General features: G+C 70.4%; 16 protein-coding genes and 1 pseudogene. 7 read left to right on the top strand and 10 right to left on the bottom strand.

Going from position 1 to position 14,413, the window contains the following annotated elements; genetic code table 11:
• Positions 1–377: 377 nt before the first annotated feature.
• Positions 378–1,142, bottom strand: a complete 765-nt coding sequence (locus NMN56_RS26590) for a polysaccharide deacetylase family protein (RefSeq protein ID WP_280842757.1) — start codon at positions 1,140–1,142, stop codon at positions 378–380.
• 158 nt (positions 1,143–1,300) lie between these two features.
• Between NMN56_RS26590 and NMN56_RS26585 the strand changes: the two genes are divergently transcribed.
• A complete protein-coding gene (locus NMN56_RS26585; RefSeq protein WP_274043189.1) occupies positions 1,301–2,041 on the top strand; it encodes a polysaccharide deacetylase family protein in 741 nt (246 codons plus the stop codon).
• 222 nt (positions 2,042–2,263) lie between these two features.
• On the opposite strand, the gene NMN56_RS26580 is transcribed toward NMN56_RS26585, so the two are convergent.
• Complete coding sequence (locus tag NMN56_RS26580) at positions 2,264–2,623, bottom strand: hypothetical protein (RefSeq protein ID WP_274043188.1); 360 nt, start codon at positions 2,621–2,623, stop codon at positions 2,264–2,266.
• Positions 2,624–3,394: 771 nt separating this feature from the next.
• Here NMN56_RS26580 and NMN56_RS26575 point away from each other — a divergent pair.
• Positions 3,395–3,769, top strand: coding sequence for an NUDIX domain-containing protein (locus tag NMN56_RS26575; protein ID WP_274043187.1), 375 nt, complete (start codon positions 3,395–3,397; stop codon positions 3,767–3,769).
• Between the two features lie 249 nt (positions 3,770–4,018).
• On the opposite strand, the gene NMN56_RS26570 is transcribed toward NMN56_RS26575, so the two are convergent.
• A complete protein-coding gene (locus tag NMN56_RS26570) occupies positions 4,019–4,750 on the bottom strand; it encodes an SDR family oxidoreductase (protein ID WP_274043186.1) in 732 nt (243 codons plus the stop codon).
• A gap of 95 nt (positions 4,751–4,845) precedes the next feature.
• Here NMN56_RS26570 and NMN56_RS26565 point away from each other — a divergent pair, with 95 nt between their 5' ends.
• The 3 genes from NMN56_RS26565 to NMN56_RS26555 all read left to right on the top strand — a co-directional run bounded on the left by NMN56_RS26565 (position 4,846) and on the right by NMN56_RS26555 (position 6,725).
• Positions 4,846–5,694, top strand: coding sequence for a LysR family transcriptional regulator (locus tag NMN56_RS26565; RefSeq protein WP_274043185.1), 849 nt, complete (start codon positions 4,846–4,848; stop codon positions 5,692–5,694).
• Between the two features lie 10 nt (positions 5,695–5,704).
• The gene (locus NMN56_RS26560) at positions 5,705–5,950 is read left to right on the top strand and encodes an NUDIX hydrolase (protein ID WP_274043184.1); all 246 of its coding nucleotides are present in this window, start codon (positions 5,705–5,707) and stop codon (positions 5,948–5,950) included.
• Positions 5,951–6,137: 187 nt separating this feature from the next.
• Positions 6,138–6,725 carry a phosphotransferase family protein gene (locus NMN56_RS26555; RefSeq protein WP_274043183.1) on the top strand — a complete coding sequence of 196 codons (588 nt, stop codon included), beginning with the start codon at positions 6,138–6,140 and terminating at the stop codon, positions 6,723–6,725.
• Positions 6,726–6,775: 50 nt separating this feature from the next.
• Here the strand turns inward: NMN56_RS26555 and NMN56_RS26550 are convergent, their stop codons facing one another.
• The 3 genes from NMN56_RS26550 to NMN56_RS26540 form a co-directional block, all read right to left on the bottom strand.
• Positions 6,776–7,165 (bottom strand): hypothetical protein, encoded by a 390-nt coding sequence (locus tag NMN56_RS26550; RefSeq protein WP_274043182.1) that lies wholly within the window; start codon positions 7,163–7,165, stop codon positions 6,776–6,778.
• Between the two features lie 34 nt (positions 7,166–7,199).
• On the bottom strand, positions 7,200–11,048 hold the full coding sequence (locus NMN56_RS26545) for a tetratricopeptide repeat protein (RefSeq protein WP_274043181.1): 3,849 nt from the start codon (positions 11,046–11,048) through the stop codon (positions 7,200–7,202).
• Positions 11,049–11,136: 88 nt separating this feature from the next.
• Complete coding sequence (locus NMN56_RS26540; protein ID WP_280842756.1) at positions 11,137–11,364, bottom strand: hypothetical protein; 228 nt, start codon at positions 11,362–11,364, stop codon at positions 11,137–11,139.
• A gap of 175 nt (positions 11,365–11,539) precedes the next feature.
• Here NMN56_RS26540 and NMN56_RS26535 point away from each other — a divergent pair, with 175 nt between their 5' ends.
• On the top strand, positions 11,540–12,163 hold the full coding sequence (locus NMN56_RS26535; RefSeq protein WP_274043180.1) for a class I SAM-dependent methyltransferase: 624 nt from the start codon (positions 11,540–11,542) through the stop codon (positions 12,161–12,163).
• 44 nt (positions 12,164–12,207) lie between these two features.
• Here the strand turns inward: NMN56_RS26535 and NMN56_RS26530 are convergent, their stop codons facing one another.
• Complete coding sequence (locus tag NMN56_RS26530) at positions 12,208–12,861, bottom strand: hypothetical protein (protein ID WP_280842755.1); 654 nt, start codon at positions 12,859–12,861, stop codon at positions 12,208–12,210.
• Positions 12,862–12,985: 124 nt separating this feature from the next.
• Positions 12,986–13,330: pseudogene (locus tag NMN56_RS43340) on the bottom strand (lantibiotic dehydratase); the annotation flags it as partial.
• Here NMN56_RS43340 and NMN56_RS26525 point away from each other — a divergent pair.
• On the top strand, positions 13,229–13,459 hold the full coding sequence (locus NMN56_RS26525) for a hypothetical protein (protein ID WP_280842754.1): 231 nt from the start codon (positions 13,229–13,231) through the stop codon (positions 13,457–13,459). The pseudogene NMN56_RS43340 and the gene NMN56_RS26525 sit on opposite strands and share 102 nt — an antisense overlap.
• A 130-nt stretch (positions 13,460–13,589) precedes the next feature.
• Here the strand turns inward: NMN56_RS26525 and NMN56_RS26520 are convergent, their stop codons facing one another.
• Positions 13,590–13,793, bottom strand: a complete 204-nt coding sequence (locus NMN56_RS26520) for a hypothetical protein (RefSeq protein WP_274043177.1) — start codon at positions 13,791–13,793, stop codon at positions 13,590–13,592.
• Positions 13,794–13,869: 76 nt separating this feature from the next.
• The gene (locus NMN56_RS26515; protein WP_274043176.1) at positions 13,870–14,367 is read right to left on the bottom strand and encodes a class I SAM-dependent methyltransferase; all 498 of its coding nucleotides are present in this window, start codon (positions 14,365–14,367) and stop codon (positions 13,870–13,872) included.
• Between the last annotated feature and the right edge of the window lie 46 nt (positions 14,368–14,413).

Below are 14,413 nucleotides of genomic sequence, written 5' to 3'. Positions count from 1 at the left end.
TTGTGCTCACGGTGCGCTAACGTCCTCCGGCGATATGTGCGCAGTCGGCCGGCCCGGTTCAGCGAGCAGTGTTCAAATCCGCCGCGGCAGGTGCGCATAGGTCCGAACTAGGCGTTCCGGCGCCCTGGAAGCGCACACCTTCGCAGGTGGCAGGCGTGAGCACGGTCTCCCCGTCGGCGATTGCGGTCATACGGACCCGGTCTTCTCGCCGCGCGGAACCAGCGAACTCACACATGTCCTCCGCGACCGTCGCCTCGTGCCACTCCGGTGCTGAGCGTGGAGACGTGCGCACGTGTCCGGCCTGCTTCCTGCTCCCCGGCTGCCGCAGGTGGTGGTCGGGCCCTGGCTAGGAGCTGACCGGCGGGAGTGGCGGGGCCTCAGGCAGGGCCGAGGAGGCCGCGCAGGTCGGTGATCTCGTAGCCGCGGTCGCGGCAGGCGTCGATGATCCGGGGCAGTGCCTCGGCGTCGAGCACGGTGTCCTGGCCTTCCGGCGCACCCACGTGCATCTGGAGGATCGCGCCCGGGCGCAGCGCTTCCACCGCTCGCCGCACTGCCCTCCGCACGGTCATGCCGCCACGGGTGCCCTTCCAGCCGTTGGTGTCGGTGGTGAACTCGATGTCGGCGAAGCCGAGCCGGTTGACGTCCGCGATCGCCCGGGGAGTGGTGGCGCCGTAGGGGAAGCGGAAGAACGGCAGCGGCGCGGTCCCGGTGGCGGCGCGGAGCGCGTGATCGGCCCGGAGGACCTCTGCCGCCCGCTCGCCAGGGGTGAGCTTCTCGATGTGCCGGTGGCTGTAGGAGTGGTTGCCGATGCCGTGTCCCGCCTCGGCGAGGGCGCGCGCCGCGGCGGGGTGGCGCTCGGCGAAGTCGCCGGTGAGGAAGAAGGTCGCGGGCGCGTCGGCCCGGCGCAGGGCGCGGAGCACCGTCCCGATGCCCTCCGCGTTCCAGGCGGCGTTGAAGGTCAGGGCGACCACGTGCCGGTGGGTGCGGATCGTGCGGTTCTCCGAGCCGTAGAGCGCGTGCACCGGGCCGGACTCCGGGCGGTGGTGAGGGTGGCGGTCGTCGGCCGTCGCCGCGGCGGAGGCCGTCCCGCCCAGCAGGGCCGCCGCGGCCAGCGCCGCGCCCGCCAGCGCCGCGCCCGTCACCCGCGCCGTTCCTGCCGTCCGAAGTCGCACCCGGCCTGCCGTCCGAAGTCGCACCCGGCCACGGTAGCGGCGCCGGGCCCCGGGACGTGGTTTCCGATCGGGTGATCCCCCGGCCCGCGTCCGCTCCGGGGCACGTGACGCGGCATGATGCTGGGCGGATGCCGAGCATCGACCGACATCTGCTGACGCGCCGTCACCTCCTGGGGGCGGGCGGCGCCGCGCTCCTGAGCCCCTGCGCCGCCCTCTCCTCCTCCGCCGCCCGTGCCGACGCGCTGCCCGAACCCGCGCGTCATGACGTCGCGGGGCCGAAGACCCTGGCGCTGACGTTCGACGACGGTCCCAGCCCGCTGTTCACCCCGGGTGTCCTGGGGGTGCTGGCCCGGTACGGCGTCCCGGCGACCTTCTTCATGCTGGGCGCCAATGTGGCCAGGTACCCGGCGAGCGCGCGTCAAGTGGCGGAGCTCGGGCACGCCTTGGGCAACCATGCGTGGTCGCACCCCGATCTCCGGGACCTTCCGGCGCCACGGGTGCGGGACGAGATCCGCCGTACCCAGGACGTCATCGGCGGCACCACGGGCCGCACCCCCACCGTCTTCCGCGCCCCCTACGGCCGCTTCACCCCCACGGCGCTGGCGGTCTGCGCGGAGCTGCGGCTGCGGCCCGTCTCCTGGTCGGTCGACCCGGCGGACTGGTCCAACCCCGGCGTCGGCCGCATTGTGCGGACCGTCCTCGCCGAGGCGCGCACCGGGTCGATCGTCCTCCACCACGACGGCACGCTCAGCCAGGGTCCGTACCCCGAGTCCGAGGGACGCCACGACCGCACCCAGACGGTCGAGGCCCTCGCTCTCTACCTTCCTCAGCTCCTCGACGCCGGGTACCGCTTCACAGCGTTGGAATAGCCAGATGGAGGAGTTGGGCGAACTGGAGGAGGGCTAGGACAGATCCGCCGACACGCCTTAGTGGTAGGGGTCGACGGGTGGAGCGGTTCCCCCAGGTTCGGGGAGCAGGGGGTTGTCGAGGCGGATGAAGGTCTCAGCCAGGCTGTCGAGGACAGTGACGGCTTCCGGAACAGGGACGAACCGACGGTCAGGCGGGCGCTTGGGGGGGCGGATCTCTGGCTCTTACTCAGCACTCGACACCTCGTCGTCCGAGGAATAGCGGTCCGGCGGCATCAGGGCCAGAGGGCCGTGAACGCCGTCCAGCCACCCGACACCGTAGGTGTTGTCCAGTGCCTCGGCGAGCACTTGGGCTGGGAGGCGGAAGAGGTTGATGGTGACGCGCTCTTCTGCGTCGACGCATATGCGGCCGGTGTCTCCGTCGAGGAAGAGGAGTTGGACGGAGCAGCAGGTGGTCTGCTCGGGAGGCAGGAGGGTGAGGTGGTAGGGACGGAAGGCGACGGCCAGTGCCCGCGCCGCTGCGTCCTTGCTCGTTGTGTAGGCGGAGGCCCATTCCTGGAGGGCGCTCGTGGTTGCGGGCCGCACGGTAACCCCTTTCCCTGTAACGTGCCGCCACTTTGGGGTAGTTGACGGCTATGGGGGGATTTCCCGAAAGTGCATCGGACCGTGCGTTGCTGGCCTTCCGTTTTCAATGTGCTGGCGCTGGAGGCGTCACCATGTCGCCCCTGGATACGGCCGCGCCGTCCGCGCGCCCTGCGCCAGGACGTCCGCAGGGGTCATGACTTCCGCCCGTAGACGGGGTCGTCGCGCTCGTACCGATGGCCGCTGGCGGTCTTGGCGGCCTTCTCGTCGGTGACTGCCCAGGTGTATGCCGTATCGCACCACGCGCACTCCACGTTGCACCCGAAGGTCCTCAGGAAGAGGCAGTGCCTTCCGGCCGCGGCCCCTCACCCTGCAGAGTCGGCCCGAACACCTGACTGACTTGGAGCAGCGTCTCCTCGTTGGTTTCCTGCCGGGGAGACGGCAGGTCCCGGATCTCCCTCATGCGCCCCTCGGAGGGAGGGGGCGTGTTCGGCGGGGCCGACGGGCGACCGGCGGCTGGCTCACGGTCGGAACTGGTGGCGGCGGGCATACGGAGGGCTGCGGCGGCATGTGTGCTCGCGGTGTGGTGGCGGCGCACGGGGGCGATGGTGGAGGCGGCACGAGGATGGGGCGTGGGCCTGGCAGGCCCGCTTGTAGGCTGCGGTCCCCGTAGCCGCGTGCTTCCCGTGGAGCCCTCTGTGTCGCTTCTCTTCGCTCGCTTCCGAGCAGTCGATCCCCTAGAGCTGCGCTCTCGCGCTGGTGCGGGGGTGGCCCGTGGCGATCAGTGATGCGGAGATCTCCCGCACGCACCTCGCGTACATCGAGCGCTACCCGGAAGAGGCCGTACTGCTGGCTGAGCCGGTGGAACGTCTGCGGCAGGGCAGCGACTTCGACTCGCGGCGTACCTTTCCGGTGCACGTGACCGCCGGTGCTCTCCTGGTCCGTGACGGGGTGGAGATTCTGCTGAGCGGGCACCGGGCGTACGGGCTGACGCTGCAGCCCGGCGGGCACCTGGAGCCGGTGGACACCACGCTGGTGGATGCGGCGGTGCGTGAGCTGGCGGAGGAGACTGGTACCGGTGCCGAGGCGGTGCGACCCGTCCCGCAGACCCCGGCCTACGTCGAGTACGGCTGTGCCGTGACACGGTAGTTGGAACCAGGAGGCGTGGTGACCTTGCGACCGGATTCCGTAGGTCACGCTTGTCGGAACCACATGGTCACGCTGCTTGCGACCTGCGGTGAATTGCCCTTCGTGTGGGAACCGGTAGCAGTACGCAGCGCTGCCCAGGGCGCCGAAGCAGCCGAAGCATGGGCCGGGACGGCCGCCACCGTCGATGAACCTGTTCGAGACGCGCGGGCGAAGCCGCCTCGCCCCGGCGGGTGATGACCGCCCGGGGCATCACCAGGACACTACGCCGGCGTCTTCGAAGAACGTGCCGGTCGGGCCGTCGTCGGGCAGGGTCGCCAGCTTGATGGCAACCGCCGCGCCCTGTTCGGGGGTGCGCACGCCACGGAAGCCGTTGAGGTCGGTCGCGACGTAGCCGGGGCAGCCCATGTTGATCAGGATGTTCGTGCCGCTCAACTCCCGGGCGTACTGCAGGGTGACGGCATTCAGGAACGTCTTCGACGGCGCGTACGCCACGGTCACCGGACCCGTCGTCAGCTCAGCGGCGGTTCCTGACTGCCGGGTGAGGGAGCCGACATTGCTGGACATGTTCACGATCCGCGGCGAGGCGGAGCGGCGCAGCATAGGCATCATCGCGTTGGTGACGCGGATGACGCCGATCACGTTGGTCTCCACGACCGTCCGGATGGTGGCGGGATCGACCCGGGTGGGCTCCTGCGGCATCCCGCCGGTGATGCCGGCGTTGTTGACGAGCACGTCGAGGCGCCCCGTCTGTTCCTCGATCAGCCGCGCGGCGGCGGTCACGCTCGCGTCGTCGGTCACGTCCAGTGGTATGCCGAACGCGTCGATGCCGACCGCGCGCAGTTGCTCCACCGCGGCCTCACGGCGCCGATCGTCTCGGGCGCCGACGCCGACGCTCCAGCCGAGGGCGCCCAGGCCCACGGCGATCTCGTAGCCAATTCCCTTGTTCGCGCCCGTGACCAGGGCAATCTTTCGTTCGCTCATAGGGACCATGCTGTCCTCGGACCCCGCCCGGGGTCCAAGACCGATCCGGTGGTCATCGATACTGGCAGGGTATTGATCCGGGATAGCGTGGCTGCATGGAGACCCGGGAACTGCGGTATTTCGTCGCCGTCGCCGAAGAGCTGCACTTCGGGCGCGCAGCGCAGCGACTCGGGATCGCGCAGCCGCCCTTGTCGCGGGCCATCCAGCAGCTCGAACGCCGGCTCGGGGCAGCGCTGCTGGATCGGACCAGCCGCGCCGTCACGCTGACCGAGGCCGGCTCAGTGCTGTTGGTCGAGGGCCGGGCGGCCCTCGATGCGGTCGGCGCCGCCGAGCGTCGGACCCGCCGCGCCGCCCCTTCCGCGACCGGCCGTCCCGGCCTGGTCCTGGTGACGAAAGCCAGCGCGTCCCGCGAACTGCTGGCAGAACTGCTCGACGCGTACGCCGCCGAACCCGGCGCTGTCCCCGTCGATGTCATCCTGTGCGGCCCGGCCGAGCAGGAACGACTCCTGCGCGACGGCCGGGCCGACGTGGCGCTGCTGCACCGGCCGTTCGACTCGACGGCCGGGTTCCACACCGAAGAGCTCAGCACGGAGGGCCAGGTGGCGGTCCTGCCGGCCGGGCATCCGCTCACGGTCCGGGCGCAGGTACTCATGGCCGACATCACCGGGCTGCCGGGCCTGCCTCTGCCACGCTGGCCCGACCCCGACGGCACCTATCCGCCCGGCCCCGGCCCGCAGGTCCGCGACCACGCACAGTTGCTGCAGCTCGTCGCGCTCGGCCGGGCCTGCGCGGTCTCACCGGAGTCGTGCCGGGCCCAACTACACGGTGACCTCGCCGCCGTGCCCGTGCTGGACGCGCCGAAAGTCACCACCGTCATCGCCTGGCCCCCGCACAGCCGGTCCAGAGCCGTCGCCGACCTCGTCCGGACCGCGACACGTCTCTAACGGTTCCCACATGCCTGGCCAGGTTCCACCTATCGTGCCCCGGCTCAACGGCAAGGTCCCGGCGCGGCCGGCGAAGAACGAGCTGGAGCACTACCACCTCGACTTTGGGTTCGCCTTCAGGACGGCGCAGGCGCGGGTGGGGCGGATCCAGGAGTCCGAGGTGACGGGTGCCGGCTGGTATCCGCTCGCCGATGCCGAACGGCTGGTTGGGGGCCGCATCGCCTGCGCGGTGAGTTCCTCGGCCCGCATCGGCTGACGGGGTCCGTCGGCGACGTGCAGCCCTCACCGGGGCGCGGGTGAGGTTACGCGGCCTCGCGGTCGTGATTCGCCCGCCGAGTCGCGCGCGCCGCGGGCGTCGCAGCGGCTGCGAACGGTTCCGTAGGGGAGGCTGCTGTAGGGCTGTTCATTCGCATGACGCCTTCTGGTCCCGGCAGGAGCGGCCGGTGATCCTGCGAGTCGCCCCGAAACCCGGCCGGCAGTTCCGGTCCGAACGACAGCTGATGCGCAACGAGTACGCGTCCGTGCCTTACCTCGCGGTGATCGCGCCGCTGATGCCGCGGGTCATCGCGGGGGACTGGTCGCACGAAGTGATCGGCCGGGACTGGATGGTGCGGAGTCTCCTCGACGGCGTCCCGCCCCCCGAGCATCTCGGCGGCTGTCCCCGTACGGCCTGGCCCACGTTTTTCCGGCAGTTGGGCAGCATCACCCGGTCCGTTCACGGCGTGGCTGGCCCGTACTTCGGTCCCGTGGACGGCCCGGGGTTCGCCACATGGAGCGAGGCGGTGATCGCGTCGCTGGGGGAGATCGCCGCCGACTTGGAGAGCGTCGGCCTGGACGCGGCCGACGTGCGGAAGGTCGCCGCGGTGGCCGCGCACGAGAGGGCCGTGCTCGACGAGGTCACCGAACCCAGGCTGCTGACAGGGGATCTCTGGACGGTTCACTGGGCAAGCCGGTTGTCGGAACTCGGATTGTCGGGATCCATACAGACCGGATCAGCGGACGGGGACGACCGTCAGGACGGCTCGTGCTAGGTAGCCATGGGCCCAAGCCACCTGCTCCCGCGTGCCCGGCACGCGGGAGCTCAGTTCCCGTCCGGTGCGCTGTCGCCGTATTCGGCGGAGCGGACGGTTTCCTCAATGACGATTTCGATGACCTGGTCACGGTCTGCCGCATCGAGCTCCGGTCCAGGCGGCCTGGAGTCCCTGTCGAGCCTGACCCGGACGTGGCGCGCGACCACCTCCGGGGACGGTGCGGGGGTGGTTTTCCGCAAGTCGCGGTAGACCGTCCAGGTCAGACCTGCGATGCTCACGATCAGCGCGCCCAGGGACACCGGGTCGATGTACTGGACGGGGCGGGAAGTGGTAGCCCGGACATGCAGGGCAGCCTCCACCTCGGCGGCGAGGGCGGGGCCGTTCGGTGCAGTCAGCCGGTTGGCGGCGGCCCGGGCACCGGTGGCTATCGGATCGGTCATCGATACGGTCTCCTGGAACGGGGTCGGGCGGGGTTCACACGTCTGCGGGCGGATCGGCGCAAAGGTACTCCCGTACAGGGGCAGGCAGTTCCTGCCCGGTCACCTCTGGCCAGACCTGGACCACGGTATCCATGCCCAGGTCCCGGGCCATCCGCTTCAGGTGCTCGGGTCCGGTGCCGGTTAGGGGATGCGGCACCTGATCGAAGAGCGCCACGCAGCTGACCGTCCACCTCAGGGCCTCCGCCGGCCGCCCCTGCTCCTCGGCGAGAAGCCCGAGCTGTGCGTAGGTGAGGGCCAGGCCAGGGTGGTCATCGAGGGGTTCCCTGGCGGCGAGGGTTTTGTTGTACCAGTCTTCGGCCCGGCCCAGCTCTCCGCGGTCCTGATCCAGAATGCCGAGCTGGTGATATGTGTCGGCGAGGCCGCGGCGGTTATCGAGAGACTTCTGGAACTCAAGGGATTTGTGGTACCAGCGCTCGGCCCGGCCCAGCTCTCCGCGGTCCTGATCCAGAATGCCGAGCTGGTGGTAGGTGGCGGCGCGGCCGTGGCGGTCGTCGAGTTCTTCATAGATGAGGAGGGATTGGCGGTACCACTCTTCGGCCCGGTCCGGCTCCCCCCGCAGCCGAGCAACGATTGCCAGGCCCTGGTATGTGTTGGCGAGGCCGGGACGGTTATCGAGAGGCTTCTGGAGTGCGAGGGATTTGCGGTACCAGCCCTCTGCCTGGTCCAGGTCACCTCGCAACCGGGCAACGATCCCGAGGCCGTAGTAGCACTGGGCGCTGCCCGCGCGGTTGCCGAGTTTTTTGCTGAGGTCGAGGGACTTGCGATACCAGTCCTCGGCCCGGTCCAGCTCTCCGCGGTCTTGATTCACGCGCGCGAGCTGGTGATAGGTGGCGGCGAGGCCGGGACGGTTATCGAGAGCCTTCTGGAGTGCGAGGGATTTGTGGTACCAGTCCTCTGCCTGGCCCTGGTCACCCCGCATCCGGGCAACGTTGCCGAGATTGAGGTAGACGGCGGGGAGATCGGCTTGCACAGCGGGTGACGTCGGCTGCTGTTCCAGGATGCGGAGAACCGTACGGTGGGCGCGTTCGGACTGTTCCAGGCGACCGGTCCGGGCCAGACGAACGGCCTCTGCGTTGGTCAGGAACAGCCACAGCGCGGCGGGCGGGTTGGAAGCGTCAAACGCAGTCCCCTCGGGCGGCTCCACAACGGTGAGGGCGCGATCCAGCCATACCCGGGCCTCTCCGGCCAGCCCTCGGGCATCCCAGTACATGATCAGCAGCGCGATGATTCCCGAGGCGGAGTACCACAGCCGGTGTTCGAGGGCGTAGCCGAGCAAGCTGCCCAGGGTGCGGCGCTTGTGGTCGATGATGGCCAGGGCGCCCTCGGTGTCCTGGCCATCATCGATTTGTTTGGCCAGCACGAGGCTGAAGGTGGCATGTGCCTCCAGCAGGGCGTGAAGTGTCGCGGTGGGCTCCTCGCCGGGGTCGGGTCGGCCTGCTGTGGAGTCGGGCAGGAGGCGAGCGAGGTAGGCGGGCAGGGCGGGGTGGATGCGGTACATGCCCGCCCCGAGAGAGGTGAGCAGACCCACGCCCGCTGCCCGGTCCAGCACGGCCGCCCATTGGTCGGCGGTGCGGTTCCGGTACTGCTCGGGCACCCCGGGCACCGCGGAGAACGCCGCCAGCACCCAATTACTGGTCACGTCGTCGATCAGCCCGAGTACGCTCAGCGCCTTCTGGTCGTCCGGGTGTAGATGGGTGAAGGAGTAGGCGACGCAGGCGGCCAGGGAGCCTGTCCGGCCGCCGTCCCCGGCACCACCAGTCGGCAACGGAGCCGTGCCTCGCAGGCCGGCCAGCAGTTTCTGCGCGCTGGTGGTCTGCAGGTGCGGCAGGGTCAGCCGCATGCTCAGCGGGTGCCCGTCCAGCCACTGCACCAGCTCTCCGAACGCCACGGACTCGCGGCGCCGACGGGCATTCGGATAGGGCGCAAGGAGCTGGTCGGCGTACTCGTTGGCCTCCTCGGGCTCCAACCCGCCTACCGTCACCCGGCCCACCACGTCCGGCCCGCCGAGCCAGTCCTCGGTGGTACGGCTGGTGATCACCACCATGCTGCGCCCACCGCCTGCGATGCGGCGCAGGAACTGACGGTGTTCGGTGCGCTCCTCCTCGTCCAGGGGCGGGGTGGCCTGGTGGGGATCGGGCATGGTGTGCACGGACTCGAAGTTGTCCCAGATCAGCAGCAGTCGCTTGCTGGCCAGGAGTTCTTCGGTCGCGGACCGGCGTTCGTCGCGGTCGAGCCGGGCGAAGCGGTCGCCCCATACTCGCTGTCCGATGGCGTCAATCATCCCGTCGACGCCGAAGGAGGCTACGCCGGGCTCGAAGGAATGCCAGATGACCCAGGAGGGGTCGTCCACCGCGCCGGTGTCGCGGTACCAGCGGCCGAAAGTCTTGGCCAGCTCGGTTTTGCCCGTCCCGCCGGGGCCATGCAGCACCACCACCCGCTGCCGTCGAGCCGCAACGTCCAGCAGGTACAACGGCGCGTCCCGGCCGACGAACTCTCCCACCCTGGCCGGCAGGCCGTCATCGCTGGCGGCTGCCACGTCTCGCGGGCGGGCCGCACCGTCCGCGCGCCGACGCATGCGGTCCAGCAGGTCCCCGACCGGTTCCCGGTCGCCGCGTGCGGTGTGCAGGCCGGGGAACTGCACGTCGCCGCGTGCGTACAGCACTGGGATCATCCAGTCGGCCAGCGGCAGCTGGCCCTTGGGGGAAGGCCGTCGGTCCGCCCTGGCCAAGCGGTAGCGACCGGCCGTCACCGCCTCGGCCAGCCGGTCGCCGGCGAACAGCCGCTCGTAGAAGGCAGTCATGAACTCAGCCGCCGCCACCGTGTACACGCTGTAGGCCATGGCGACCACCGCGGCCGTGCCCCCCTGCAGCAGGCGAGTTGCCACTGCTGCCTCTATCCGCGAGCCGACCGTCGCCGACTGGCAGGCGTTCAGCACCACTACCGGCACCTGGGCCACCGCCAGCACCCGCGCCACCCGGTCGGCCGCCACCCAGTCCGTGCCGCCTGCGGGATCTTCGAAGGCCAGCATCCCCTGCTGGCCGTCCCGGTGGGACGCCGTCTGCCCCCAGCCGATGCTGCCGGACCGGTCGGAGAGCCGGCCGAACACGCCGTGGCCGTCGAAGTGCACGATCTGGAACGGCTCGCCCGCCTCCTGCGCCGCGCGCAGCACCTGTTCCAGATGCTCCAGGGTCGGCGGGCGTAACACCACCAGCTCCACCTGCCCGCGCACCGCCTCCAGCCGTTGCAGCAGCGGCCGGGCGATCATCCGATAGCTCACATCCGCGGTGCCCTGCGGCCGCGAAATCACCATCAGCACCCGCAGCCGGGACCCGGCCACCCCGAACACCTGCCGCAGATCGGCAGCGGGCAGGCTGCGGGTAATCGCAGCCCCGTCCAGCACGAGCGGTGCGGGCCGGCCCGGCTCGGCCATCAACTCCCAGGGCAGGCCCAGCAGATCCGCCGATATCGAGCGCACCACGATCTCCACCGGTCCGCCGCCAGGGGCCTCGGCCCGTGCGCGCGCCCGCACCCACGCCTCACGGGCCGAACCGGTAGAGAAGGCCGCGTCGAAGATCTGCGCGCCCCACTCCGGTAGCCGCGCCGCTGTCCGCGGGCCGCGCTCGCCGTACACCCCGAACGGCGCTTGCAGGTACTTCTCCAAATACCAGCGCAGTTCCTCCAGTTCCGCGTCCTTCAACGGCCACTCCAGCGGCGTGAGCGCGCCTACCGCGCTGGGGAACTCGCCGGACGGCCAGTGCTGTAGGGACACCTGACCGTCCGGTAACAGGTCCATCAGCAGCCGTTCCGTCAGACGCTCCGTCATATCCCGCCCCTCAAGTCGATTACCGTCCGTGCCACCGTGTTGTCCGCTGCGCCGTAAGTCCTCTGCGCCCCGGCGTCGGCCGGTGTGCTCAGCCCAGGGCAGCCACGACGTCAGCCAGCGCCGCGTAGGTGTCCCCTACGCCATGGGCCTTACCCCGGCGGTGGCGCTCAAGACGACTGGCGCCGAGGTGCCGAGCCTCGTAGATCTTCTGCCGCCACACTGTTGCCTCGGACTCGTCCACGGGGCCGTAGGTCTCCCAGAATGCCTGTCGCTCACCGGACTTGGCCCACGCTTCCTGTCGCCGCGGATATCTCACCGCCAACGCAGGGGCACAGCACAACTCTCATGAATCGCCCTGTGGGGCTTGCACGAGCCGTGTGCCGCGATGAGTGGCTCGCACGGTTCTGAGGGGGGCGGCGGGGCAACCCGCCCCTCCTACCCGGCAATGCGCGGAGATGAGGCCGTCGGGAACTGCTCGCTAGTCTGTACGAGTGATCGATCCCAAGCCCCTTGCCAGTACCGCCGGCTATGGCGAAGCCGCCGACGCGCTCGTCGAGCAGTACGAGAGCGTCTCCTTCGCCGACGTCCACCACGATGTACTGCACCTGTTCCCCTCCCAGCCCAGCGCGATCCTCGACATCGGTGCCGGCAGTGGCCGCGATGCCGCCGCGCTGACCGGTCAGGGGCACGCGGTCGTCGCCGCTGAGCCCACTGCGGAACTTCGCGCGCTGGGTCAACACATCCATGCCGACCGGGACATCGAGTGGCTCGACGACTCTCTGCCCGAGATGAGTGTGCTTCGCAGTCGCGGTCAGCGTTTCAGCCTGATTCTTCTGACGGCTGTGTGGATGCATCTGGACGGACAGCAGCGGTCGTCGGCGATGGAGGGTATCGCCGGCCTTCTTGCCTCCAAGGGGCGTGTGGTCCTCTCCCTGCGGCACGGCCCCGTGCCGGCCGGGCGGCGGATGTTCAATGTTTCGGCGCACGAGACGAGCGAGCTCGCCCGTGGCCATGGTCTGAGTGTTGTGCACCTCAGCGAGCGTGAAGACCCGCATGGCCGGCAAGGCGTGCGCTGGAGCTACTTGGGACTGGAATGGGAGACTGCCGCCGGCTGACGAGGGCCGCAACACGGGGCGGGGTCGACCGTGACCGGGCATGGTCAACGTGCTCCGTTCGGCTGGGTGCGGCGGGCGACGTCGGCTGCGTAGGCGCCCCTGTCTCCGGCAGCGGCTCGCTGCCACTTGACGGCGACGGTGATGTCGATGCCGAGGGTGCGTGCGAGGACTGCTGCAGGTAGCTCGGTGGCGAGCTGGGAGAGTGCGGTCGAGCGGGCTTCCGCGAGCCGGATGCCGAGTTTGCGGAGTCGTTCGCCCACGTCCCAGGCGCTGATCGGGCGGCCGGGCCGGCCTCCGGGGAGCAGCCGGGGTGAGTCTGTTCGGGCGAGGACGGCATGGCTGCGGCGGACCGCGATTTGTTGGAGGGCGAGATCTGCAACGGGTGCCGGGAATTCGACCGGGACGGCGCCGAGGTGGATGCGGACGGCTCCGTCCGTCTCCTCGATGTGGTCGACGGTGAGCCGGGAGATCGCGGCGGGCCACTGGGCATAGAGGAGCAACAGCAGGCCGGCGAGTCGGGCTTCGGGCTGGAGGGTGTCGTCATGCGGCAGACGTCGGGCGGAGGCCCGGCGGGCCTCGTCGTCCATCGGCTGTGAGGGGCCGTTCCATCGCTCGGCCGGGAAGGTGAGATCGCGGGCGGTCTTCTGGGCCAGGGCCGCAGGCCGGAAGCTTCCGCGAACCGGCGATGTCGATGACATAGGTGGCGACGCCGTCTTGTACGGCCTGGCTTGCCTGTGACCTCAACGGCGGCAACGGGTCGAGGACGGCACGCCGCACCATCGGCGCCCCGGCGCCGGGGTGGCGCCGCTGAAGTTCCCTCAGCAGCTCCGCGGCTGCTACCTCGCTGCGGCTGGTCTCCAGCAGCCACCGCGAGACCGTGGTGGCACGCACCCCGGACAGCTGCGGCCCCTGCCGAGTGGGACGTTCGACTTCCAGCCGCCCACCCCGCTCCGTGGCCAGGGAGGCGGCAGTGAGACTCAGACCAGGCAGCAAGTCTCCCTCTTGATGAAGCAGCCGGGTGGCCACGGCAGCCAGCCACGCAGGATTGAGCGTGGTCACGGTCCGGTGAGCACGTCCCAGGCGCAGGACGGACGCGGAGCCGGTGAGCAGCGCAGGTGCGACGCCGGCGAAGACGCCGTGCGGGGTAGGGCGCGTACGGGAGCGCAGGTCGTAGCCACTGCGGGGGACGCGCCCGCGCTCGGTGCCGTCAGCCCGTTGGGCGCTCCGGCCGGCGAGGAAGACGCCCTCGTCCAGCAGACCGTCGCTGCCCTCAGCGAGGCCGGAAACGGGGCGTAGCGGGATCCGGGCCATCGCCACAGGGCAGGGGTCGAAGAGTCTGCGCATCAACACCGTCCGTTCAGCACGCCGAACACGAGGGCAGGCCGGGCACACGCCGGTGCGCGTGCCCGGCTCCGGCGACCGGCTCTCAGCAGCCGGTCGTTGCGCCCTGCGGCGGCGATTCCCCGCAGTTGTCTCCCGTGGTGTCACCGTCGTCCTCGTCCCCGCCGAGCCAGACTCCCAGCTCGTCGATCCCCCGCTGAGCGGGGTCCAGAGTGAAGGCGTCGGCCAACTCCTCGGGCGGCCCGGGCACTTCTCCGGACGGATACTCCTGGATTGTCGGTGCTGCCATCGGAAACTCCCTCCACTCAGGCCCCCGGCCTCGGTGCCGGGAGGCGTGGAATCCGGACCCGGCCGGGTCCGCGTCTTCAGGCGATCGTCAGGCGCACACTCGGCTTCTCGACGGCCACCCCGTCGGGGAGGCTGGGACTGTCGTGCCGGAAGGCGCGCACGACGGGCTCCCCGGCGTTCCTGGCCTCGTCGTTGAAACGAAGAACGGCCCCGGCCAGATGCGAAGCGATCTGCACGCGATCCGAACCGTGGGCGATCACCCCCAGCTCGTAACGCCCCCCTGTCGCCTGCGGGGCTTGACGCAGGGCGAGGCAGGCCAGCGAGCCACGGTTCCACACAGCGGGCATCCCTCGCTCCAGTACCCAGCCGACCAGACCACGCCCGGCTGCTTCTCGCGTGGCGCGCAGCCGCCCGTACGGGGTGACCGCACCCGCAAGCCACACCTCCAGCCGCGGCAGCACGCCCTCCTGCCCGCCCAGCTCCACTCCGGTCCACCGCTCATGCCGCGGGCCGGCGAACGCCTCGGCCAGTGCCTCCGCGTCGGCCGGCTGGTCCTCGTCGACGACCAGCCGCACATCCGACCGCCCAGCCGCACGCTGCGCGGAGCGTGGGCGCTGCCGC

Origin of the sequence: Streptomyces iconiensis, from assembly GCF_028657195.3 — a bacterium.
GTDB classification, from domain to species: domain Bacteria; phylum Actinomycetota; class Actinomycetes; order Streptomycetales; family Streptomycetaceae; genus Streptomyces; species Streptomyces iconiensis.
This window is presented reverse-complemented; position numbering and strand designations above follow the sequence as displayed.

Excerpts from the sequence above, each read along its gene's own strand:
- NMN56_RS26585 (WP_274043189.1), top strand. The coding sequence starts at position 1,301 with ATGCCGAGCATCGACCGACATCTGCTGACGCGCCGTCACCTCCTGGGG.
- NMN56_RS26570 (WP_274043186.1), bottom strand. The coding sequence starts at position 4,750 with ATGAGCGAACGAAAGATTGCCCTGGTCACGGGCGCGAACAAGGGAATT.
- NMN56_RS26565 (WP_274043185.1), top strand. The coding sequence starts at position 4,846 with ATGGAGACCCGGGAACTGCGGTATTTCGTCGCCGTCGCCGAAGAGCTG.
- NMN56_RS26560 (WP_274043184.1), top strand. The coding sequence starts at position 5,705 with ATGCCTGGCCAGGTTCCACCTATCGTGCCCCGGCTCAACGGCAAGGTC.
- NMN56_RS26550 (WP_274043182.1), bottom strand. The coding sequence starts at position 7,165 with ATGACCGATCCGATAGCCACCGGTGCCCGGGCCGCCGCCAACCGGCTG.
- NMN56_RS26545 (WP_274043181.1), bottom strand. The coding sequence starts at position 11,048 with ATGACGGAGCGTCTGACGGAACGGCTGCTGATGGACCTGTTACCGGAC.
- NMN56_RS26530 (WP_280842755.1), bottom strand. The coding sequence starts at position 12,861 with ATGTCATCGACATCGCCGGTTCGCGGAAGCTTCCGGCCTGCGGCCCTG.
- NMN56_RS26520 (WP_274043177.1), bottom strand. The coding sequence starts at position 13,793 with ATGGCAGCACCGACAATCCAGGAGTATCCGTCCGGAGAAGTGCCCGGG.